The following is a 21,783-nucleotide window of genomic DNA, read 5'->3' on the forward strand; positions in this document are numbered from 1 at the left end:
GATCAGGAGCCTTCGATCTTCAGTTCGCGGCCGAGCGCCTCGAGACGGTCGCGGCCAGTCTGGTCGGAAGCCAGCGCGGCCCGCCCGCGGGCGAACGCGTCGCGGGCCTTCTCAGGCTCGCCCAGAACCATGTAGGAACGGACCAGCCTCAGCCAACCCTCGACGTCGTCGCCTTTTTCCGCAAGCCGGGCGTCCAGGCTCGCCACCATGCCGCGGATCGCGGTCATGCGATCGCCGGCCGCCATGCCGGCGATGGCTTGCGCGGCCTCGCCCGACGGCTGCGGCGGCTTGCCGCCGAGCTCTGCGACCTTGTCGTCCAGGCGGGCCTTGATGGGCGCGCCCGCCGGCGCCTCGGCGGCCAGTTCGGAATACAAGGAGAGCGCCTTGGCCTTGTCGCCGTCCTGCTCGGCGGCGAGCGCGCGGTAATAGCGCGCCTTCACCAGCTTGGCGTCGAGCGCCAGGGCCTTGTCGAAGCTCGTCCGGGCGTTCGCGGTCACGATGCCGTCGGCCTGGGCCACCTGGGCCTCGCCCAGGCTCTCCCACCGATGAGGGCTGTCGCCGAGGATGCGGATCGCGGCCGCGAAGGCGCGCTCGGCGTCGGCGAAGCGGCCCATGCTCATGTAGACCGGCCCGACGACCTCCTGGCCCCGGCCGTCGTTGGGATTCTTGGCGAGGTGCTCCTCGATGCGCGCGAGCGCCTGCCCCATGCTCATGTCGGGCGCGGCGCGGTCGTTGCGGGCCTGCAGCGGCATATCCGGGATCGCCGGGTTGCCCAGGGTCAGGTAGATCGTGAGACTCACCAACGGCAGGCCGACGAGCGCCACGACGGCTGCGGCGCGCCGGCGGCCAGCGGTCGCGGACAACGGACCAGCGGCCTCGCCGCGGCGGGCCGAGGCGAGCAGCCGACGGGCCGCCTCCACCTTGGCGGTCTCGGCCTCGGAGGGCTCGATCAGCCCGCGTTCGGCGTCGCGCTCAATCTCGGCGAGTTGGGCCTTGTAGAAAGCGGCGTCGGTCGCCGTCTCAGCCGAGGGCTGCTGCGACTGCGCGCGGCCGAGCGGCCAGAGCACCGCCAGCACCGCGGCGCCCGTCATCAGGGCCAGGACGATCCAGAGGGTCATGCGGGATCGATTACCGATCCTTTATGGCCGCGTCACGCCAAATCCGGATCAGGCTGAATGCGGATGGGAGATGGCGACCTCACGCCGCGGGCAGGACCAGCTCCGCCCTGAGGCCGCCGAGGGGCGAGGCGCCGAGCGTCAGGGCGCCGCCGTAGAGGCTCGCGAGATCGGCCACGATGGAGAGGCCCAGCCCGGAGCCGGGCTTCGACTCGTCCAGGCGCGCGCCGCGGCGCAGGGCGCCCGTCCAGGCTTCCTCGGGCAGGCCGGGGCCGTCGTCATCGACGTGGATGCACAGGTACAGGCGTCCGTCGCCCGTGGGCTCGGCCGGGCGCGCGTCCACGCGGACATGGGTGGCGGCCCACTTGCCGCCGTTGTCGACGAGGTTGCCGACCATCTCCTCCAGATCCTGCCGCTCGCCGCGGAACAACAGGCCGGGCGTTGTCTGGCCATCGAACACGATGGCGCGGTCGCCGTGGATCTTGGCCGCGGTGCGCAGGATGCCGTCCACCACCGGGCCGACCTCGGTGGACGCGCCGATGGAGCCGGCCCGCGCGGCGGCCCGGGCGCGCTCCAGGTACCAGCTCACCTGGTCGCGCATGATCGCAGCCTGCTCCTTCACCTTGTCGGCGAGCGGGCCGCCCTCGGCCGAGGCCTCGTTCATGATGACGCTGAGCGGCGTCTTGAGCGCATGCGCCAGGTTGCCGACCTGGGTGCGGGCGCGCTCCAGGATCTCGCGGTTGGAGTCGATCAGCAGGTTGATCTCGGAGGCGAGCGGGGCGATGTCGTGCGGGAACTGCCCGGAAACGTGGTCCGCCTCCCCCTTGCGGATGGCGCCGACGCCGGCGGACAGACGCGAGAGCGGCAGCAGGCCGAAGCGCACCTGAAACACGGTGGTGGCGACCAGCGCCAGCCCCAGCAGCGCGAAGGTGAAGCCGAGCGCCCAGTTGAAGCTCGTCACCGACTGCTCGATTTCCGCCGAATCCGCAGCCACCTGGATCAGGAACTTGCCATCTTCCCCGAGGTCGATCACGCGCTCCACCATGCGCAGGCGGCGCTCGTCGGGTCCGGTGGCGTAGCCCTCGCGCAACTCGCCGGCCTTGGCCTTGACGTTGCTGGCCGCGAGCGACAGCAGACGGCCGCCGAAAAGGGAGGTGGAGCCCTTGATCTCGTTGGGCTCACGGTCGACCCGGGTGATCTGCCAGTACCAGCCGGACAACGGCAGGTCGAAGCGGGGCTCGCCGAGACTGTAGGGGTCCGAGCGCTCGCTGTCGTTGGGCGACGCCACGTCGGCCACGAGGGACTTGAGATAGACGTGGAGCCGCTCGTCGAAGGCGTGCTCCGTGGTGCGGCGGTTCAGCGTCGAGAGGATCACGCCGGCGATGAGCAGGATCGCGAGGCTCCATGCCGCGGACGACACGAAGAGGCGCGTCGCGATCGACTGGCGCTTGCGCAGGAACAGCAGTCGCCGGGGCATCACGCGCGCGGCGCCGGGGGCGCCTGGAGCACGTAGCCGAGGCCTCGCACGGTCTGGATCACGTCCACGCCGAGCTTTTTGCGGAGCCTACCGACAAAGACCTCGATCGTGTTGGAATCGCGGTCAAAGTCCTGATCGTACAGATGTTCCACGATTTCCGTGCGCGACACCACCCGGCCGGCGTGGTGCATCAGGTAGGCCATCAGCCGGTACTCGTGCGAAGTCAGCTTCACCGGGTTGCCGTCCACCGTCACGCGGCCGGCGCGGGTGTCGAGGCGGACCGGGCCGCAGACCAGCTCGCTGCTGGCGTGGCCGGCGGCGCGGCGCACCACCGCGCGCACGCGGGCCAGGATCTCCTCCATGTGGAAGGGCTTGGTCACATAATCGTCGGCGCCGGCGTCGAAACCTTGCACCTTGTCGCTCCAGCGGTCGCGGGCGGTAAGAATGATCACCGGCATCGTGCGGCCGTTGCGGCGCCAGGCCTGGAGCACGCCCACCCCGTCGAGCTTGGGCAGGCCGAGGTCCAGGATCACGGCGTCGTAGGGCTCGGTGTCGCCCAGGAACTTGCCTTCCTCGCCGTCAAAGGCGCGGTCGACGGCGTAGCCGGCCTGCTCGAGCGCGGCCGAGATCTGGCGGTTGAGGTCTTTGTCGTCCTCGACGACGAGGAGGCGCACGGGATTCTGTCCTCGCGGAAACGGTTCAGTGGGAGGCCATGACCTTGCCGGTCTGGGCGTCGACATACACCCTGACGACCTTGCCGTCCCGCTTCAAGGCCGTGATGGCGTAGACCAGCCCCGACTCGTTGCGGCACAGGCGCGCCCTGACGGCCTCGCCGCCCAGCGCGCCGCGCGCGGCGCGCAGCGCCACCACCTGGGACACCACGCGCTTGGCGGCCACCTCCTCGCGGATCTCGTGCTGGTCCAGGCAGCCGGAGAGCTTGGGGACGAGCGGTTCTGCGGCTGGAGCGGAAGCGGACACGGCCGGGGCGAGGGCTGCGATGCAGGCGGCTACAAAGAGGTGATGAAATCGGGCCATGGCCCCTTCCCTGCCGGATTGTTCCTGAACCAACCCTGAATGCCCGCTTGTTCCAATCCTACACCAGCCTGCGCGTCGCCAGGATGCGGAACACGGTGGACGACACGAAACTCAGGCCGGCGATGGCCTGGAGGCCGGCCTCGGCCAGGCGGCCCTGGTCCACACCGGTCGTGTCGAAGCCGAACGCCGAGAGTCCGATCGCGGCGAGGCCGATCAGGTTGGACCAGACGGTGCGGCTCTGCAGGATGGGCTTAATCATGTCCATCGATTTCTCCTGGGTTTTGGATGGTTGGGAGGGCGCCGCGGCGACCCGTGGCGGTTCGGGCTTGGGCGCAGGAGGCGCGGCGAGAGCCAGGGCGCGCCGTTCGATCTCGGCGACGCGGCGGCTCCAGCCGCGGCCGAAGGTCTTCCAGCCCGGCAGGCTGCGAAGCCACGCGAGCCGGGCGGCGGAATAGTGGGAGATCAGCGTGGAGGGGTCGGCGCCGAGGGCCGCCTCGAGCGTGAGGGGGCCGATCACGCCGTCCTGCTGGACGCCGAGCGCCTTCTGGAGCAGCAGCACGGCCCGACGCGGGCCGGCGTTCACGGCGCCGTCGAACACGGCGAGGTCGACCCCGGCCGGGAGTTCATCGCCGCGCACCGCGTCCCAGTACAGATGACGGTAGATGTCCGCAGCCTCGTCGCGGCCGAGCGCCTTCACCTCCTCCGCGCTGACCGGCCGGCCCCGGGCGCGGGCGAGCGTGGCCTGTGTCACGCCGAAGCGGGTCGGTCCTCCGGGATCGCGCGGATCGTCGGAATACCCGCCCTCCACCGCGAAGACGGCGTCGAGCGCCGCCGGAAAGTTCGCGTCCATGGGATCCCCCTCACAGTTCGGCTGAATAATCGTAGGGGCCGGTTCCGGTTTGGACGGGCGTCGTCCGCATGGCGTAGGCCAGGTTGGCGGGCGCCTGCGCCGTCGCGTAGCGACGAAAGAAGCGGCGGGCCATGGCCAGCTCGATCGCTGGCGGGCGCCGCTCGAACGGCGTGGAAACCGGCCCGGCCTCGACCTGCACGTCCGCGACGTCGATGGACGCGGCGGCGGCTCCGGACAGGAAGATGCGGAAAGACAGGAAGGAGCCCGCGCCCACGGTCTTGCCGGCGATGGAGGGGACGTTGACCACCGTAGCCATGCGCCGCCACGTCCCGGGGCTCGGCGGCAGCGCGGCCTGCCCAATCGACCACACGGTCGATGAACCGCCAGTCCCGAAGCCCTGGGCGAGGTCGAAGAAAAAGGCCGGCGAGGCCGTGCGGTAGGAGAGCGAGACCACCGCTGTCCTGCCGGCCAGCGTGGCCACGTCCTCGATGCGGGTCTGCACCTCGGGGTACGACGAGGCGGACGTGGCCGTCACCGCGAAGGTCGCGAAATTCGCCGCGCCGGGGACATCGGACTGGCCCGGCGGAAACGCCGTGCGCGACACGGAGCCGGTCGCCGGGCCCGCCGCCTGGATGAGCCATCGGTCGAACCCATACGAGGCCGCCTGCCCCAGGGCGAAAGGCCCGGGGCCGCGCTGGGCGATGCCGAAATCACCATTCACCACCCCGTTGCGGAAGCCGTGCGGAAGGCCGACCGCGCCGCTCGGGAAGGCCACGGCGCCGGTGGCGGGATCAGCGACGAGGGAGTCGCGCCACGAAGCGCCGTCCGCCGACACCTTGAGACGCCAGGCGTCGTCGCCGATGAGCCCGGATTCGGCCCGGCCGCCGAAAGCCGTCTGGAACAGGTGCGAGACGATCCGGGCGGCCGCCGGTTTGTTGAAAGCGACGCGCAGGTCGCCCGTGCCTCCCTCCGTCGCCGGCAAGGCGTTGAACAGGGCGGCGTTGAGGCGGGCCGACAAAGGGTTGGCCGGGTCCGGCGCCGTCCCGATTCCAATCCGCTCCAGCGGGCCCAGTCGGCGCGCCAGTTCGTCCAGGTCGCGCCAGCCTGCGCCGTCGTGGACCAGGAGCCGCCTCTCCGCGACGACCCAGATGCGCCAGCCGGGCTTCGGCTGCAGGAAACGCCACGCGCCGTCGTCGAAGGCGGCGAGAGCGCCCGCCTGTCCGGCAAAGGCCCCCGAGGGAGCGGCGCCGACAAGATATCGGTCGCCTTCCGCGGGCGCCTCCGGCGGAGCGGCGCGGTTGCGCTCGATCACGGCCGCGTGGACCAGGGCGTCGAGGATTTGCAGCGCGTCGTTGTGCGTGACGTGCTTCTGCGCCTGGGCGGCCGCCAGATAGGGCAGCCCCAGCCGGGTGCTGTCGGACATGGGAAACCTCGGTCAGAGGACAGGAAGAGTGACGGCCAGCGCGCGCCCGCGGCCCACGGCGGCGCTGAGCTGGACGATGCGCAGCCACAGAGAGGCCTGGGGCGCGCCGAAGTCGGCGCGTTCGGCGTCTGCCGGGTACAGCGCCTCCGGGGAGGAGCAGGACAAGGTTCGTTTCACGACACCTCCGGCGAGCACATCGACCTCGTAGCGCTCGGCGGCCTCGCCGAGCGGAATCTCGACCGGCTCCCAGGCGTCCGCCTCCAGCCGGCCGCGGCGGATCCAGCGCAGCGCCACCCCCGCCGAAGTGCGGCGCGCCGACGCCCGCACGGGGGCGAGCGGCAGCAGGGCCCCCGGCCCCGGAGCAGCCTCGAACGCCAGTGCGGCGGGGTCGCCCGCGCCGCGGGCGGCAGGGCCGACGCGATACCGGAAAGCCCGCCCAAGGCTCTCGGGTCCGGCCGCCAGGGGGACGAGGGAGGCGTCCAGCAGCACCGCGAGAGACCCGGCCGGGACGTCGCGGCTGGCGGCCTCCTCCGTGCCTGACAGTCCGCGCAGGAGACGCGTCAGGCGCCAGCGCGAGGGTCCGACCAGTTCGGAGCGCGCGTAGGCCAGCACCTCCCAGGCGCCGTCCGGCCCCCGGATGGCCAAGGCCGTCGCGCCCGACAGGGCGGCCATGTCCGCGCCAGTCGGCGGCGCGCCGGCCGGAAGCTGCATCTCCACTCCGCCCGCCCTGTCCCATCGACCGCAGGGGCCGGCCGGCAACGGCGCGAGCAGCCGGGCCATCAAGCTCGGCGCGTCGACGGTCGCGACGGTATCGAAGCCAAGGCCATCGGCCGAGCGCCACACGACCATGCGCCCCGGCCAGGGCCGGCCGGCCACCGCCAGCCATTGGAGCACGGGCGCGCCCGGCACGGGCAGGCTGACGTCCAGGACCGCCGCGAAAGGGCGACCCGGCGCGGCGGGAGCGCCAACCGAGCGCGTTCCGCCAGCGGCCCGGGCAGGAGCCTCCAGGGCGGCGGGATCCACCGCCCGGCCCGTGACCTCCCGCGCCTCGGCGTCGCGGATCCGCGTGATCCGGTAGGTCCGGGGCGTCCCATTCACGGCGAGGCTGACGCAGTCGCCGGGCTCAGGCGCCAGCAGGCCCGGGCGCAGGCGGAACTCGACGGTTTCCCGCGCGATCCAGGCGTCGTGCAGAATCCTGTCGGCCAGGCGCGCCGCGGCGGAGCGCGGCAGCACGGCGGCGGCCTCCACCTGCGTTTCCCGGCGGCTGCCGCCCTCGAGGCGGCGGGACAACACGCTGGCGCGGGCGTAGTCCCCCTCCGCGTCCGCAAAGCCGAGCGCCACCGCGCGGGGCAGTTCGGCGTCCTGGGTCCGCGTGAGGCGCAGCAGCGCGCCCTCCCCGTCCGGCGCGAGATCATCCTCGCCGAGCGGCGTCGCATGGACGTCGCCCCGGTCGATGAACCGGACTCGGCCGCCGCTCGCCACCGCGTCGAAGCCGAAGAGCGCGACCAGGGGCTCCAGCGCCGCCCGCAGGCTCATGGGGCGGTCCACAACGTATCCGTCCAGGAAGCCGTCCACGTCCACCTCAGCCGGAGGCTCGACGCCCCAGTCGCGCAGCAGCGCGCGGACGAGATCCGCGAGGGGCATGCCTTCAAGGCGGCCGGTGAGCCAGTGGCCGAGCTCCCAGGCGGGGCCGTCCGCCCAGATCGCTTCCCGGCTCGGAAAGGCCGGGAAAGGCCGCGCGTCCCAGCACCACAGGTGCATGCGGGCCGGATCGACCATCCGCCCGCCGTAGATCGGCGAGACCGGGTTGGCGGCCTCGGCGAAGCCCGGCGCGGCCGGATCGAAATGGTTGAGCAGCGCGCGGATCGCGCGGTCCTGGGCCAGGTCGTCGCGGAAGCCGCGCGAGAACGGCGGCAGGTTCGCCGCGCCGGACTTGGCGTCCGGGAAGCAGTTCGGCCCGTTGGAGCCCTTGTCCACGGCCGGGCAGCCGCACTCGACGAGGAGGATCGGCTTGGAGCGGGGGACCCAGGCCGTGGGCGTGGCCAGCTCCACGCCGTTCACGCGCTCCACGTGAGGCTGCGACCACCAGGCCGCGAGGTCCTTGGGTCTGTAGACCCAGGGCTTGTCGTAGGCGCCGTCCGTCATCGGCCGGCGATCCTGCCGGCGTCGGGCCTCGTCGTCTGGGTAGAACCAGTCGAAGCCCTCCCCGCCCGCGACGTTGGCGGCGATGTAGGACGCCCCGGCGCCATTGCGGGCGCGGCCGGAGTCCGCGTGGCCGGGCTCGTCACGCCAATCGGCCAGGGGCGGCCACCAGTCGACGCCGACGCAGTCGATCGCGGGCGAGGCCCAGAGCGGGTCGAGGGGGAAGCGCAGCTCCCCGTCCGACGGGGCATGGGCGCCGTATTCGGTCCAGTCCGCCCCGTAGGTCAGCCTGGTTCCGGCGCCGAGCACGGCCTTCACGTCCGCGGCGAGCGCAACCAGGGCGGACACGGCCGGGTAAACGCCGGGCGCGGAGCGCACGCGGGTGAGGCCGACAAGCTCCGAGCCCATCACGAAGGCGTCCACGCCGCCGGCCAGGGCGGCGAGGTGGGCGTAATGCAGCATCATGCGGCGGAAGGACCATTCGGCCGGACCGCCGTACTGGACGGTCCCGTTCGCCAGGGCGGAATCCGCCGGCCGGGCAGCGCCGAAGAAGGCCGCGACCTGGGCGGCCGCCGCGCCGGCGCCATCCGGGCTGCCGGTTCGGCCCGGCGCGGGATGGCACGTCACCCGCCCGCGCCACGGGTAGGGCGGCTGGCCGGCGGCGCCGGTCCAGGGGTCGGGCAGGCCGTTGCCGGCCGGCACGTCCATCATGATGAACGGGTAGAGCATCACCTTCAGGTCGCGGGCCTTCAGGTCGCGGATCGCGGCGACCACGCTGGCGTCGGACGGCGTGCCCCCATAAGCGGGGCGACCCTCGGCCTGGGATGCGACGCGCGCCTCGGGGCGGGTCAAGCCCGCGACGGCCCAGGCTGTTTCCAGGTGGACGCGGTCGCCGCCCTCCACACGCGGGGCCACCGTGCAGGCGCCGGCGCGCAGGTCGTCGCCGAACCAGCTCACCACGAGGCCGACGCTCTCCAGGTTCGGGCAGAGCGCCTGGAGCGCGTCCAGCGAGGCGGCCCAGTCAGTCGGATGGGTGGATTGCCAGCGGTTCTCGGGCCGGGTCTCGCCGAGGCCGGCGTCCCGGGTGACGAGCGTCGGCGCGTACACGAACTCGCCCGCGCCCGGGATGAGGTCCACCGCGCGGATCTGGGCGCCGAGGCCGCCCACCGGGCGCACCACCTCGAAGCTGAGCTGAGGCACGCGGTTGCCGAACTCGGCGAGGGGCAGGCGCTCGAACACCACATAGGCGAGCCCGCGATAGGCCGGGGCGGCGTCCGCGCCCTCCTTGGCGACGATGAGCGGGTCAGGCTCCTGGCTCTCCGCGCCGGTGTGGACGCGGATGCTGTAGAGCGTCCTGTCGAGCTCGCGGCCATCCGCCCAGATGCGGCGCACGAAGGCGATCGGGCCCTCGCACAGTCCGACCGCCAGGTTGGCGTAGTAGGCGTAAGCGGTTGTGACCGTCTGCGCCCCGGCGGAGCCGCCGCCCAGGCCCTTGCCGCCCCCTGATACGGCGGCGGACTCGCGCCGCGTCGTCGCGACCTCCTCGAAGCGGGTCGCCCAGATCACCTCGCCGCCCACGCGGGCGCGGCCATAGACACGCGGGACGGGCGCGCCTTCCGTGGAGCCGAGCCCCGCCAGGGTCTGCAGGCGCGGACCTTCCACGTATTTGCGCGCGCCGCTCCCGCCGAAGAGGGCGTTGTCGATCAGGGAGCCGGCCGCGGCGCCGAGGCCGCCGCCCACGAGGGCGCCCAGGGGGCCGCCGACGGCTCCGCCCACCGCGGAGCCCGCGGCCTGGAGGACGAGGGTGGTCATGGGGAGGCTCCTCCATTTGAGACGCATGCGGTGCGTGAAGCGCCCCCCTTAGCGCAGGCCGGGGAAGCGGAAGGCGGCTGTCAGGCGGGGGCGCCAGACGCCCAGCGCCACTTCGGCCACCACGGCGCCGTCGTGGGCGTGGATCATGCGGGCGGGGCCGGTCGCGACGCCGCAGTGCTTGGCCGGCGCGCCGTCTCGCCAGCGGAACAGGAGCACGTCGCCGGGCGCCGCCTCACCGAGCGGGATGGGCTCCAGCCAGCGGCTCGCCGCTTCCAGCAGCGCGTCACGGCTCGAGGCCTCGGCCCAGTCGGGCGTGTAGGGCGGCGGAGATTCGGGCTCGGGCCCGACCAGGGCGCGCCAGACGCCGCGCACCAGGCCCAGGCAGTCGCAGCCGGCGCCTTTCAGGCTGGCGCCGTGGACGTAGGGCGTGCCGAGCCAGGACCGCGCCTCGGCCAGGATCGCGGCGCGCGTCAGACCGGGCGCGCTCACCGGAACAGGCTCCCGCCATCCATGGCCGGGTCGCCGTTGCGGGCGGCGCGGAGCAGGAAGTCATTGCCCGGCATGTGCGGGAAGCCGCGGAAATTGGCGACGTTGCCGAAGCGCCCGGCGCAGGTCGCGAGCCGCTTGTCGCAGCCAGCCGTGACCACGAAGGCGTCCCCCGGGGCCACCGGCGCGCCGGGAGCCTGCCAGAGCGTGACGAGCCCCTCGCCCACGCCCGCGTCGTGGGCCTTCACCTCGCAGGCGAAGCCGGCGCTGGCGCCCCCCGTGAACCGAAGGCGACCACCTGCGAAGAAGCCGCCCTCGAAGGCGGCGAGCCCGGCGGCGCGGATGAAGACGGCGCCGTCGGTGGCCGTCACAACGGCCTCGGCCCGCCAGCGCGGGTCGGCGAGGTCGACGTGGCAGCGCTCGTCGCCCAGGTCCGCCGCGCAGGCGGGCTGGTAGGTCCGGCCCCGCGGGTCGTCGAAGCGCTGGGCGAGTCCGCGCAGCTCCGCCACGAAGGCCCGGTCGGCGCGGCGGATCTCGCCGATGACGTAGACGTCGAGCAGGATGCGGCTGGCCGGGTCGGTCCAGTCCACCATCCAGGCCTCGACCGTGGCGCCGTCGTAGAGCCCGCCCGCCAGGTCGGCCTCGCTGATGGCGCCGGACGACAAGGCGCCGGCCACCTCGCCCCCGCCGATGGCGAAGCCAAGCTGCGACTCGCAGTCGGAAGCCTCCAGGGCGGCGCCGGCCGCGAAGGTGACTCCGCCGAAGGCGAGGTCGCGGTCATGGTCGGTGAAGCCAAGGGCGGCGCCGTCGCGGCGCAGCACCTTCCAGCAGCGGGCGAGCGTGGTTGCGCCGGCGGCGATGGCCGCCGACAGCGCGTCGGGCACGGTGCGCATGGCGCCTCCGGTTCAGGGCAGGATTTCGACCAGCGGGATGGACGGGATCTCGCCCGCCTCGAAGGCGGCGAGGTCCACGATGAGCTCGTCCGTGTCGAAGCGGACGGGCACGTCGAACAGGAAGCCGGCGGTCACCTTCGCTCCCTCGGGCGGGATCGCGCCCGGGCGGAATGAGACGATCCCGGTCGCAGGGTCCATGTCGAAGTCGCGAACGGCCTGCTTTTCGGCGCCGGCCACCGCCACGCGGACGCTGCCGGCCACAGGCTTCGCGATGGGCCGCCGGTAGGGCGCGAAGGCGCCGCCGTAGGTCTTCGCCAGCGCGAAAGCGGCCGTCGCGCCGTCGCCGACGCCGATGGCCTGGTCCAGCGGACCCGGCGCCTGGCCGTGGGCGCACGAGCGGTCGTCCAGCCGGTCGCGCCAGCGGAAGCCGTAGAGGCGGCCGCGCCGCTCTTCGAAGAAGGCGACCACGGCCGCGAGCGACTCGAGCGTCTTCACCCCGTAGCCCGCGTCGTAGCGGCGGCGCGAATGGGCCCAGCGGGCGTTGCGCTCCTCGCGCCCCGAGCCCACGATGACGACATCCGTGCGCCGCCGCGGCCCGCCGCGGCTCTTCACCGAGACGTCCAGGGGGAAGCGCACCTCATGGAAGGGAGCCGGCATGGCGACCTCCGATTTCGTTGACCTCGGTCAAAGCGCCGCGGACTTGGCGGGGCTCTTGTGGGGGCACTGACATTCCAAGGAGAGACGCATGACCCATGTCCCCCACGGCCTCCACGAGGAGTTCCCCACCTCGGCTGCGGCCATCAGCAAGCTGAAGATCGGCGACGCCCATTTCGCCACGCTGGCGGAGAGCTACGACGCCACGAATCGCGAGATTCACCGCATCGAGGCCGGCATCGAGCCCACGGACGACGCGGTGCTGGAGGAACTCAAGAAGAAGCGCCTCAAGCTCAAGGACCAGATCGCCGCCATGCTGCGCGCGGCTGCGTAAGCCTGCTCTCGCCAACGCGGGAGAGGAACGGTCCAAACGTCGGTCATTGCGCGCGCAGTGAAGCAATCCAGGGGACTTGCGCCGAAGCCTCCTGGATTGCTTCGTCGCTGCGCTCCTCGCAGAGACGGAAACGGCGGTTGCTTCGGCCCTTCCGCGCTCCAACTCACAGGCCCCGCTGGCCACGGGCGACGGCGCGGGCGATGGCGGCGGTGAGGCTGGCTTCCGAGCGGCGGAAGCTTTCCACGTCCTGCGCGGCGATGTTCACCGTCACGGACGCCGCGCCTCCGCCGGCGCGCACGCCGAGCGCCCCGTCGGGGCCGCGCGCCAGCGGCAGGATGGCCTCCGGCCCGGCCTCGCCGGCGAGGCCGAGGCCCTGCCCGAGCGGGAAGTAGGTCGGCGCGCGGATCACGCCGCCATCCGCGAAGGCCTGCACCGGGCCGAAGCCGCCCAGGCCCATCCCCTGCCCCGTCGACGCGCCGAGCCTGGCGCCAAGGCTGGACAGCCCGCTCGCCAGCAGCGCCTGAAGGGGCTGCATGGCCGCCTTCAGGGCCATGTCCTGCAGCTTCTGCCCCAGCCCGCGCAACACGTCGTCCAGCTTCCTGCCGTCCGTGGTTCCCTTGGCGAAGGCTGAGGACAGCGCCTTGCCGAGATTGTCCGCAAGGCCGTTCAGCTTCTCGAGCTGGGCTTCCTGGGCAGCGAAGTCTTGATTCATGAAAAGGCTCCAAGGCTCTGAACGGCGCATATTTTCCCGCCGTCATCCCCGGCGGCGCGAAGCGCCGGGAAGGGGATCCAGGGGTCGTGGCGCGCGGCCCCTGGATCCCCTTCCCCTCCGCGGCTTCGCCGCTCCGGCCGGGGATGACGGCGAAATAAGTCAGCCTCTCGCCTCATCCGGGAACAGCCGCATCAGGTCCGCCAAAGCCGCGCGAGTGGGCGGCGCGGTCCCGCGCCTGCGTCCGAAGACGCCCTCGGCGGCGGCGGCGAGTTCGCGGGGCGTCATGCGCCAGAAGGCGCCAGGGGTCAGCCGCAGGACGCCGAGGCCGAAGGCCATTGCGTCGTCCCAGGGGAACGGGCGGGAGTCCCCGTCCCCCGAAAGGGCGCCGGATCGGCGTCCTGCGGCGCTCAAGGGCGGGGCGACCGGTCCCCGCCCGAGCCGAAGGCTTGCAGCAGCATGCGGGCGATGGCGTCGGCCACGGCCTCGAGGCCCTCGCCCAGGGGCAGCGCGGCGACCTCCTCGTCCGAGAGGTCGGCGCCGCCGCCGCGGATCCCGGCGCCGAGCAGGCGCACGAGGTCGCGGGCGGACAGGGCGCCGGAGGCGAAGCGGCGGCCCAGGTCGTCCAGGCTCTCGGCCGCGAACGCGGCCTCCAGCTCGGCCAGGGCGCCCAGTGTCAGTCGCAACGTGAAGCGGCGGCCGCCGAGCACGAGTTCGGCGTCCCCGCGGCGCAGGTTCGGCATGGGAGGCGCTCCATTTCGGAACTTTCCGTCTTGCGAGGAGCGCAGCGACGAAGCAATCCAGGACGGCTGGCCCTGCGACAGTCCCCCTGGATTGCTTCGCTGCGCTCGCAATGACGGGACAGGGGGATTTCAAATGGCGGTGAACGTGAGCGCGCCGGCGCTTTCCAGCGCCAGGTCGAACGTCACCTCGCCGGCGTGGTCGCCGCGGTAGTCGAGGCTGGCGATGTGGAACGGACCCTGGACGATCCCGAAGCTCGGGATGATCACCTGCCAGGTTCGGATGGCGTCGTCGAACAGCGTCTGGCGGACCAGCGCGTCGGCGGCCTCGTCGCGGAACACGCCGGCGCCAGTCACGGCGGCGCGACGCACCGCGGCGCCGGCCAGCAGCTCGCGCCAGCGGCCGGCGGAGTCGGCGCTGGTGACGTCCACCGCCTCGCTGTTGAACGTGATCTGGCGTGCGCGAAGACCTGCGACCGAGACGAAGGCGCCGGTCCCGTCGTCGAGCTTGAGCAGCAGGTCCTTGCCTTTCTGAGCGGGCATGGAAACCTCCGGTTTTGGGTGAAAGGGCCGTCTTGGGGTCGCCACGAGCGGGCGAAGCAGCGAGGCAGCGGACGCGACTCCTCCCCCGTCATCCCCGGGCTTGTCCCGGGGATCCACGCGCTGGGGACAGGCGTGGATGGCCGGGACGAGCCCGGCCATGACGGCTCATGCGGGGCTCGTGGTGACGACTGGGCCCCATCCGTTCGCGCCTAGAGCGGCTCCGTAAGCGCGGCGAGGCGGATGACGGCGCGGCGCAGGCCGGCCTTGTCGGGGCGCGCCGTCTCCTGCGACGCCACGCGCAGCAGGACGAGGCGGTTGCCGGCGAGCGCCAGGGGCGGGTCGGCGCAGAGGGCCGCGATCCGGTCGAGGACGGCGAGGACTTCGGCGTCGCCGCCCTGGCGGGACCAGGCGACCAGGGCGAGCGCATGCTGGCAGCCGCCGGTCGACCAGTCCCGCGCGCTGGCCTCGCCGAAGGTCACGTAAGGCGGCTCGGCCCCGCGGGGCGGCTCGTCGTAGACGCGCTCGCCGCCGAGCAGGGCGACCAGCGCGGGGTCGGCCACCAGCAGGGCGCGCAGCGCCGTCCGGAGAGCAAGGATGGGGTGGCTCACGGCTTCACCTCCTCGCAGAGGCAGACGATGCGCCGGCGGCGCTCGTCCGGGTCCCAGACGGCGCGGATCAGGAACAGTCGCGACCCCAGCCGCAGGCGCATGGAGGCGTCCAGCCCGGCGCGCCAGCGCAGGTGGATGCGGTGGGTCACGCGCTGGCCAACGGCGCCGGCGCGGACCTCCTCGTCCCCGCCGAGCGGGGCGACCGCGCCCCACAACGTGGCCGCGCCCGCGAAGGAGCGCGTCACGCCCCCTGCCCCGTCCGGCGCCTCGACGGGCTGCTCCAAGGTCAGTCGCCGGCGCAGCTGGGCGATGGCGGGCGACGCCATCACAGCTTCGCCCGGCGATAGGGGCCGACCAACGCGGCGACGGCCGGCGGCGGCTGCATCGGCGCGAGACCGGGCGCGCCGTCGCCCCGGTTCTCATAGAGGTGCGCGGCCATGAGCCGAACCGCCATGCGCAGCGCCTCCGGCACGGCGGCAGCGGCGCCCCCGTAGCCGGCCGTCATGTCGATCTCGATGCCGCCAAGCGCACGGCCCGGCTGCGGCGTCGCGCCCAGCAGCGCCAGCCGCGGCGGCAGGAAGGCGTTGCTCAACTGGTACAGCGTGGCCGCGACCGTCGCCGCCACGCCGGCGGCGTTGTAGACGCGGATGGCCGGAACGGCCTGCATGGGCCAGACCGGCAGCTCCAGGGGCGACGCGGGCCAGGCGTTCAGCACCCAGCGCCAGGTCTGCGTCAGCAGCTTGCGGCCGGATGCAGCCTCCACGGCCAGACGCGCGGCGGCGATCACGGCCGTGAGCAGAACGTCCTCGTCCGCCGTGTCGATCTTCAGCCAGTCCTTCAGTTCGGCGAGCGTGACCGGCTCCACCGTGGGCGGGGTCACGAGCATCAGGGCCATGGGCGGCTCCTCGTCTTCCGTTCCGGCGGCGAACATGCGATGTCGCGCCCAGGCGGAGGGGTTTCGGCATGCAGCGGTTTCGTAGGCTTCCTGGAATGGGCGCGCTGGCGGCGGCGCTGGGCGCAGCCGCGCCGGCGGGCGCGATCGTGCAGGGCGGGCCGGCGCCCGAGCTCGCGCCGCACACCGTGATGGTGGTGGAGCGGCAGGGCTTCTGCTCGGCCACGGCGCTGGCGCCGGACGTGGTGCTGACGGCGGCGCATTGCGTCGCCGGCAAGGAGGTCCGGGTGTTCTACCGGGACGCGGCCAACGCGCCCGCGTTCCTGGCGCCGCGCGCCGTGGCGGTGCACCCCGGCTACGTGAAGGGGGCCGAGCAGTCCCGGCGCAAGTCCATCGACCTTGCGCTCGTGCGCCTGGCCGAGCCGCTGCCCAAGGGCTTCGCGCCCGCGGCCCTGAGCGAGGCGACTAGGCCGACGGCCGGCGAGACCTGGACCGTGGCGGGCTACGGCCTGCAGACGGAGGGCGAGCCGCGCTCCGGCGGCCAGTTCCGCGCCGCGCCCCTGCCCGTGGTGGAGCCTTACGGGCCCAGCAGCATCCTTGTGTGGCTCAAGAGCCCCGGCCGCGGAGCTTGCACTGGCGACTCCGGCGGCCCCATCTTCGCGCCTGACGGCGGCCTCGGCGCCGTGACGGTGTGGGCCGAGGGAACCGGCAAGTCCCGCTGCGGGGCGCTGACCCAGGGCGTCCTCGTCGCGCCCCAGCGGGCGTGGATCGACAAGACGCTCGCGGGGTGGGGCGCGCGGTAGGCGCCGGAGGCGCGCCCTCCCCTGCGAGGGGGAGGGTCGACCGCCGCAGGCCGGCGGGGTGGGTGACCCGCACCCGGCGAGGGCGCGCGCGCTCTTTTGGGAAAGCCGGAGCTTCATGCCCGGCATCACCCCACCCCGGCCCTTCGGGCCGACCCTCCCCCTCAAAGGGGAGGGTGCGCTTCGCGCGCTCACGACACGCCGAACTTCAGCAGCTTGATGGCGTCGAAGTCCTGGACGCCGCCGCCGACGCGCTTGGTCGTGTAGAACAGCACGTAGGGCTTGGCGGTGAAGGGGTCGCGCAGCACGCGCACGCCGATTCGGTCGACGATGAGGTAGCCGCGGCGGAAGTCGCCGCAGGCGACGGCGAAGCTGTCGGCGGCGATGTCGGGCATGTCCTCCGCCTCCACGACGGGGAAGTTCATCAGCGTCGCCGGCTGGCCGACGGCCGCCGGCGGCTGCCAAAGGTACTCGCCCGTGGTGGTCTTGAACTTGCGGACGGCCGCCTGGGTCTTGCGGTTCATGACGAAGCTGGCGTTCTGCCGGTAGCCGGCCTTCAGGGCGTAGACCAGGTCGACCAGGATGTCGGAGGGGTTCGCGGCCGCGAAGTTGGCGGAGACGCCCGTCGGCACATAGGCGAGCTTGCCCCAGCTCCAGGCCGCCACGGTGGACTTGGCCGCCGCCATGAAGCCCTGGGGCTTGTTGACGCCGTCGCCGTTGACGAAGGCGGCGCCCTCCTGCTCGGCGAACACCGTCTCGACCTCGTCGGCGATCCACTGCTCGATATTCACGGCCGCGTCGTCCAGCAGGGTCTGCGTGGCGGACGGCATGGCGTAGAGCTCCATGGCCGGGAAGGTCAGCTCGGCGATGACCTGGCTGTTGGTCTGCGGCCGGGCCGCGGCCTCGGCCACCCAGCCGGTCGCCGGGCCGGTGGTGGAATAAGCCTTCTTGAAGGTGGCGGTGGAGATCTCGCGCACAGACGCGATGGCCCGGATGGGCGAGATCACCGCCATGCGGCGCAGGATCTCCCGCTCGGCCGGGGGCGGGACGAGATAACCGCCGTCCGGGCCGGAGCCGGCGGAAAGGGCCTTGGCCTCGAGCGCCTTGAGCCCGCCGGTCTCGCCGGCGCGCACATAGAGGTCGAAGGCGGCCTTGTGCTCGGCCGCCGCGGCCGGCAGGGCCGGGCGCTCGGGGCCGCCGAGGGCGGGGCGGCTCGCCTTCAGGGCGAAGGCGTCGAGGCGGCGGCGGGCGTCGTCGAGCGCCTGGTCGATGCGGGCGAGCTTCTCCTCCACGAGCACGTCGGAGGAGAGGCGCGTCTCCAGCTCGGCGAGGCGCTGGTCGTTGGCGTCGCGGAAGGCGTCGAAGGCGCGGTTCAGGTCTTCGAAGGCGTGCGCCTCGGAGGCGGCGTGCTTGGTCTCGTAGGTCGGGATGGCGTGGGTCATGGGTGGGTCCTTGCTTGGGATCACGAGTCGCGCTCGGCCGTCATCCCCGGGCTTGTCCCGGGGACCCACGCTTCGGGTGACGGCGTGGATGGCCGGGACTGGCCCGGCCATGACGGAGAAGCAGGAGGCGGCCTCACCGCCCCTTCACGGCGGTGACGCGGGCCTGGGGGAGCAGCGGGAAGGTGACGAGGGAGATCTCCCAGAGGTCGACCTTGGCGATGCGGCGCACGCCGCTGCGCGGGTCGGTGCGGGCGCCGCCGGCCTTGAAGCCGATGGAGAGGCCGTCCACGGCGCCCTGGCGCATCAGCGCCAGGAGCTCGCGGGCGCGGGCCACGCCCAGGTTGAGGCGGCCGCGGGCGAAGAGGCCGCGCCCATCCTCGCGCAGCACCGTCCAGGCGCCCACGGGTTCGGCCGGGTCGTGCTGCCACAGGAGCCGCACGCCGCCGGCGCCCCGGCGGGCGAGGCTGTCGGCGAAGGCGCCGGGCAGGATCATGTCGCGCCCGAGGTCGACCACGCCGAACAGGCTGGCGTAGCCCTCGAACACGCCGAGCGGGCCCGGCGGCGCGGCCAGCGCCAGGCGGGCGTCGCGTACCTCCACGGGCGGGAGCTCGCGACGCGGCGGCGGCCGCAGGGGGACGGACAGGCCGTACGCCATGGCGTCAGGCCTTGCGCGCCACCACCCGGGGACGCCGGCGCGGGCCGGTCCGGGCGGTACCGCAGGGGTCGAGGCGGGCGAGGCTCTGGACAAAGGAGGCGATCACCGCCTCAGGGGCGGGATGGGCGGGCGCGGCCTCGTCCGCGCCAGCCGGAGGAGCGGCGCGCCGCAACAGAAACGACAGCATGGGCAATCCTCAGGTGATGAAGTGTTTGCTGAAATGCGGGGGCGCAGCCCCCCTACTCCCGCCCGGAAACCCGGGCGTTGAACAGATGCAGCTCGCGCACGAAGGCGTCGAAGCGGCGGTTGGCGGCGCCGAGCTCGCGCAGCAGCAGCACGGCGACGGCGGAGGCGCCGGTGGCCCACAGGAACAGGGCCAGATGGGCGAGATCGCCCCGCCCCAGAATGGCGTCCAGGACCGGGCTGTCGAGCAGGGAAGGCATGGGGGGCTCCTTCATGCGGGCCGGACGGCCCAACGAAAAAGCGCCCGCGGCGGAGCCGGGGCGCTGGGGGGAACGGGGTTTGCGCAGCAGGGACTGGCGAGCGGGAGGCGGCTCAGACCAGGTCGGCGTCTGAGCCGATCACCATGTCCTTCAGCCCCTGCGGAACCGGGAAGCCGTAGCCTCGCTCGTCGCCCTCGGCGCGCAGCGATCCCGAGCGATGGTGATCGCTCGTGTAGATCTCAGAGCCGATCTTCTGCAGCGCCATCACCAGCGCCTGGAGCGCATCCAGCCCGTAGGCCTGGCTCTTCCGTGTCCGGTCCGGCCAGCCGATGGAATAAGCGCAAGTCCAGCAGCGGTCGTCCGGCTCGGGCTGGTGGATGGCGATCTCGATGGCGCGCTCGCCTTGGGGCGACTGCAAACGCAAGCGATGGGTGAGAATGATCATGGCGTCGGAACCCGACAGAAAGCGCGAGCCTGGCACGCTAGCAGCCCCAAAATCGAGGCCCCCGGCGACGTTGTGATCTCGAGCGTCGTCTACGCGGGCAGTTCGACCTTCGGCTTCGGCCAGTCGCGCCGATTTTCCGGGCTGTCGAGGTAGCTCGGCAAGGCGAAGGCGATGCCTTCATAACCGGGGATGTCCGGTTCGCCCTGGGCGATCCACTCGGCGGTTACCGCGTGGGCGACGTCCTCCGGCTTTTCACCGTAATGCGGGGCGGCGCGCCAGTAGTGAATGCCGTCGTCCGCGCCCTCGATCACGATGCCACCATGGGCGATCAGCGTGTAGACATAGAGAGCGACAAACTCGCGCAAATCGCCGTTAGTGAGTTCGTAGCCGACGCGGCCCATGGATAAGATGCCCCACAGGCCGACCAAACCAAACCTGAAATCCCCGTGGGCCACTTCCAGCGTCTGTGCGATGCTGTCGCCACCGTAACGGTGAACTTTATTCATGTTCATTGCCAATGCACCTTGAATCCGCGATCGATTGCTGATGATCCGCTTTCAATAACATCTATCGTTTCGCCGAAATCCACGCTTTGCCGAATTCCAAATCGAAGTCCGTCTGGGCGTTGGTAAACCATACCCTGGTAGTTCGAAGGGCCTTTCACCGATTGTGCGTCTTGCATCAAATCCCGCTTGATCGCTTCGAACTCAGTTTTGCCCACAGTCCTTACTTCCTTAGTCGCCCCACCAACTTGTCTTCCCACAGGGCTGCCACCCGGGCTCAATATATCCCGGCTGGCGCGCCCTGTCGCTTGTGCGACCGATGATGTGCCTCCAGCGGTCGGCGCCTTCGGAGCCGTCGGCCCCTTCGGCATGTTGCGCACCGCGCCGATCAGGCGCTGCAGAACGGTGCGGATGATCGTCGTAGCCGCCGAAGCCGCGAGATTGGCGAGAGTCGAGACAAACGTGTCGCCGAGTCCCCCGAGCCCAGACGTCTATTAGCCTTCGTCCGAGTCACCTGACGGCACGCGCGGCTGGCGCTCCCAGTGCCCAGGCGTGACCGTGATTTCCATGAGTTTCTGCTGGCCAGCCCCCTTCGGCCCGTACCCCACCGCTTCGCGCTGCTCGTCCTCCGTCAGGAACCCCGCCGCGCCCACCCGCGCCCACAGCGCCTCGCGCTCGGGGGCCAGGGCGTCGATGCGGTCGAGGTCGGGCTCCAGGCGCAGGGCGGCGCCATAGGCCGGGCCGAGCCAGTGGGCGAGGCTCGCGGCCGTGCGGGTCACGAGCGGGATCACGGTCTGGCGCCAGAAGCTGCGGTTGGCTTCGGCGTAGTTGGAATAGGTGTTGTCGCCCGGCAGGCCGAGCAGCATGGGCGGCACGCCGAAGGCCAGCGCGATCTCGCGGGCCGCCGCCGCCTTGGCCTGGATGAAGTCCATGTCCTTGGGGGTTAAGGACAGGGGCTTCCAGTCGAGCCCGCCTTCCAGCAGCAGCGGGCGGCCGGCGTTGGCGGCGCCCTGGAAGCTCGCCTCCAGCTCCTCCTTCAGGCGGTCGAACTGCTCGTCGGACAGGTTCACGCCCGCCGCGCCGGCGTAGACCAGCGCGCCGGAGGGCCGGGCGGCGTTGTCGAGCAGCGCCTTGTTCCAGGCGCCGGCGGCGTTGTGGATGTCGAGCGCGACGGCGGCGGCCTCGGTTGGGGCCAGGCCGTAATGGTCGTCAAGCGGGTTGAACAGGGTCAGATGGAGGATGGGCGGGGTCCCCTCCCCGTCCTGCCGGAAGCGCACCGTGCGGCCGCCCACCGTGTAGTCGTAGGCCTCGGCCCAGCCGTCCGGGCCGGGCACGACCTTCATGCGGTCGGGACGCAGCGCGTAGAGCTCGCGCGGATCGCCGCGCACGGCGGCGCATTCCAGGTAGGCGTTGCCGGCCACCAGCAGGTGGCCATAGAGCGCGTCGAACAGGGCTTGACCGGCGTCGCGCGGGTTCGGGCGAGCCAGGAGTTGCGCCACCGGGTGGTCCGGCCGCTCGTGGCGGCCCTCATAGACCAGCAGCGGCACGCTGGCCGCAGCCTCCGCGACGAGGCGCACGGCGCGGTAGACCACCGCGTTGCGCTGGTAGCCTTCGCGCGCCAGCGCCGCGTAGTCGCGCGGGGTCCAGACGGGCCGGCCCACGCTTGGGAAGGCGATCAGCGGGCCGACGCGCGAACTCTTGGCCTGCAGGGGCGCGACCGGCGCAGCAACGCGGACAGCGCGCCCGACCAGGCGCGACAGCAGGGAGGACATGCGAGGGTTC

General features: G+C 72.5%; 26 protein-coding genes. 2 read left to right on the forward strand and 24 right to left on the reverse strand.

Translation table 11 applies throughout. The features are described from left to right. Positions 1-2 precede the first annotated feature (2 nt). From ccmI to SLNSH_RS13570, 10 genes are all read right to left on the reverse strand, one after another. Positions 3-1,118, reverse strand: a complete 1,116-nt coding sequence (ccmI, locus tag SLNSH_RS13525; protein WP_106337533.1) for a c-type cytochrome biogenesis protein CcmI — start codon at positions 1,116-1,118, stop codon at positions 3-5. Between the two features lie 79 nt (positions 1,119-1,197). After that, entirely contained in the window at positions 1,198-2,592 is a 1,395-nt protein-coding gene (locus tag SLNSH_RS13530; RefSeq protein WP_106337534.1) for an ATP-binding protein, read from the reverse strand. Next, positions 2,592-3,266, reverse strand: a complete 675-nt coding sequence (locus SLNSH_RS13535; RefSeq protein WP_106337535.1) for a response regulator transcription factor — start codon at positions 3,264-3,266, stop codon at positions 2,592-2,594. The genes SLNSH_RS13530 and SLNSH_RS13535 overlap by 1 nt, the downstream gene beginning before the upstream one ends. Positions 3,267-3,291: 25 nt before the next feature. Then, the gene (locus SLNSH_RS13540) at positions 3,292-3,627 is read right to left on the reverse strand and encodes a PepSY domain-containing protein (RefSeq protein WP_106337536.1); all 336 of its coding nucleotides are present in this window, start codon (positions 3,625-3,627) and stop codon (positions 3,292-3,294) included. 58 nt (positions 3,628-3,685) lie between these two features. After that, positions 3,686-4,477, reverse strand: coding sequence for a glycoside hydrolase family 108 protein (locus tag SLNSH_RS13545; protein WP_106337537.1), 792 nt, complete (start codon positions 4,475-4,477; stop codon positions 3,686-3,688). Positions 4,478-4,487: 10 nt separating this feature from the next. Next, complete coding sequence (locus SLNSH_RS13550; protein WP_106337538.1) at positions 4,488-5,900, reverse strand: DUF2793 domain-containing protein; 1,413 nt, start codon at positions 5,898-5,900, stop codon at positions 4,488-4,490. A gap of 12 nt (positions 5,901-5,912) precedes the next feature. Further along, positions 5,913-9,854 (reverse strand): baseplate multidomain protein megatron, encoded by a 3,942-nt coding sequence (locus tag SLNSH_RS13555; protein WP_106337539.1) that lies wholly within the window; start codon positions 9,852-9,854, stop codon positions 5,913-5,915. 48 nt (positions 9,855-9,902) lie between these two features. Further along, positions 9,903-10,343, reverse strand: a complete 441-nt coding sequence (locus SLNSH_RS13560; protein WP_106337540.1) for an NlpC/P60 family protein — start codon at positions 10,341-10,343, stop codon at positions 9,903-9,905. Further along, entirely contained in the window at positions 10,340-11,233 is an 894-nt protein-coding gene (locus SLNSH_RS13565) for a DUF2163 domain-containing protein (protein ID WP_106337541.1), read from the reverse strand. Before SLNSH_RS13565 ends, SLNSH_RS13560 begins: the two co-directional genes overlap by 4 nt. A 12-nt stretch (positions 11,234-11,245) precedes the next feature. Then, complete coding sequence (locus SLNSH_RS13570; RefSeq protein WP_106337542.1) at positions 11,246-11,890, reverse strand: DUF2460 domain-containing protein; 645 nt, start codon at positions 11,888-11,890, stop codon at positions 11,246-11,248. Between the two features lie 88 nt (positions 11,891-11,978). Here SLNSH_RS13570 and SLNSH_RS13575 point away from each other — a divergent pair, with 88 nt between their 5' ends. Further along, positions 11,979-12,221, forward strand: a complete 243-nt coding sequence (locus tag SLNSH_RS13575) for an HP1242/YdcH family protein (RefSeq protein WP_106337543.1) — start codon at positions 11,979-11,981, stop codon at positions 12,219-12,221. Positions 12,222-12,384: 163 nt separating this feature from the next. Here the strand turns inward: SLNSH_RS13575 and SLNSH_RS13580 are convergent, their stop codons facing one another. From SLNSH_RS13580 to SLNSH_RS13610, 7 genes are all read right to left on the reverse strand, one after another. Next, entirely contained in the window at positions 12,385-12,933 is a 549-nt protein-coding gene (locus tag SLNSH_RS13580) for a phage tail tape measure protein (RefSeq protein WP_245422341.1), read from the reverse strand. Between the two features lie 159 nt (positions 12,934-13,092). Then, positions 13,093-13,344 (reverse strand): rcc01693 family protein, encoded by a 252-nt coding sequence (locus SLNSH_RS13585; RefSeq protein WP_280954473.1) that lies wholly within the window; start codon positions 13,342-13,344, stop codon positions 13,093-13,095. After that, positions 13,341-13,673: a gene transfer agent family protein gene (locus tag SLNSH_RS13590; protein ID WP_106337546.1), complete on the reverse strand. Its 333-nt coding sequence runs from the start codon at positions 13,671-13,673 to the stop codon at positions 13,341-13,343. Before SLNSH_RS13590 ends, SLNSH_RS13585 begins: the two co-directional genes overlap by 4 nt. A gap of 129 nt (positions 13,674-13,802) precedes the next feature. Further along, positions 13,803-14,213 carry a phage major tail protein, TP901-1 family gene (locus SLNSH_RS13595; protein WP_106337547.1) on the reverse strand — a complete coding sequence of 137 codons (411 nt, stop codon included), beginning with the start codon at positions 14,211-14,213 and terminating at the stop codon, positions 13,803-13,805. A 209-nt stretch (positions 14,214-14,422) separates the two neighbouring features. Continuing rightward, positions 14,423-14,821 carry a DUF3168 domain-containing protein gene (locus tag SLNSH_RS13600; protein ID WP_158266756.1) on the reverse strand — a complete coding sequence of 133 codons (399 nt, stop codon included), beginning with the start codon at positions 14,819-14,821 and terminating at the stop codon, positions 14,423-14,425. Further along, positions 14,818-15,147, reverse strand: a complete 330-nt coding sequence (locus SLNSH_RS13605) for a phage head closure protein (protein ID WP_106337549.1) — start codon at positions 15,145-15,147, stop codon at positions 14,818-14,820. Before SLNSH_RS13605 ends, SLNSH_RS13600 begins: the two co-directional genes overlap by 4 nt. Further along, positions 15,147-15,716 carry a head-tail connector protein gene (locus SLNSH_RS13610; protein WP_158266757.1) on the reverse strand — a complete coding sequence of 190 codons (570 nt, stop codon included), beginning with the start codon at positions 15,714-15,716 and terminating at the stop codon, positions 15,147-15,149. Before SLNSH_RS13610 ends, SLNSH_RS13605 begins: the two co-directional genes overlap by 1 nt. A gap of 68 nt (positions 15,717-15,784) precedes the next feature. Between SLNSH_RS13610 and SLNSH_RS13615 the strand changes: the two genes are divergently transcribed. Then, positions 15,785-16,516: a S1 family peptidase gene (locus tag SLNSH_RS13615; RefSeq protein ID WP_106337551.1), complete on the forward strand. Its 732-nt coding sequence runs from the start codon at positions 15,785-15,787 to the stop codon at positions 16,514-16,516. Between the two features lie 188 nt (positions 16,517-16,704). On the opposite strand, the gene SLNSH_RS13620 is transcribed toward SLNSH_RS13615, so the two are convergent. The 7 genes from SLNSH_RS13620 to SLNSH_RS13650 all read right to left on the reverse strand — a co-directional run bounded on the left by SLNSH_RS13620 (position 16,705) and on the right by SLNSH_RS13650 (position 21,773). Further along, entirely contained in the window at positions 16,705-17,955 is a 1,251-nt protein-coding gene (locus tag SLNSH_RS13620) for a phage major capsid protein (protein WP_106337552.1), read from the reverse strand. 133 nt (positions 17,956-18,088) lie between these two features. Next, a complete protein-coding gene (locus SLNSH_RS13625; RefSeq protein ID WP_425352998.1) occupies positions 18,089-18,553 on the reverse strand; it encodes an HK97 family phage prohead protease in 465 nt (154 codons plus the stop codon). A gap of 61 nt (positions 18,554-18,614) precedes the next feature. After that, a complete protein-coding gene (locus SLNSH_RS13630; protein ID WP_106337554.1) occupies positions 18,615-18,797 on the reverse strand; it encodes a hypothetical protein in 183 nt (60 codons plus the stop codon). Positions 18,798-18,849: 52 nt separating this feature from the next. Continuing rightward, the gene (locus SLNSH_RS13635; protein ID WP_106337555.1) at positions 18,850-19,053 is read right to left on the reverse strand and encodes a hypothetical protein; all 204 of its coding nucleotides are present in this window, start codon (positions 19,051-19,053) and stop codon (positions 18,850-18,852) included. A gap of 112 nt (positions 19,054-19,165) precedes the next feature. Then, on the reverse strand, positions 19,166-19,498 hold the full coding sequence (locus SLNSH_RS13640; protein ID WP_106337556.1) for a DUF6968 family protein: 333 nt from the start codon (positions 19,496-19,498) through the stop codon (positions 19,166-19,168). 89 nt (positions 19,499-19,587) lie between these two features. After that, entirely contained in the window at positions 19,588-20,010 is a 423-nt protein-coding gene (locus SLNSH_RS13645) for a hypothetical protein (RefSeq protein WP_146140257.1), read from the reverse strand. Between the two features lie 485 nt (positions 20,011-20,495). Next, complete coding sequence (locus SLNSH_RS13650) at positions 20,496-21,773, reverse strand: phage portal protein (protein ID WP_106337558.1); 1,278 nt, start codon at positions 21,771-21,773, stop codon at positions 20,496-20,498. Positions 21,774-21,783 lie beyond the last annotated feature (10 nt).

Origin of the sequence: Alsobacter soli (assembly GCF_003004785.1) — a bacterium.
GTDB classification, from domain to species: domain Bacteria; phylum Pseudomonadota; class Alphaproteobacteria; order Rhizobiales; family Beijerinckiaceae; genus Alsobacter; species Alsobacter soli.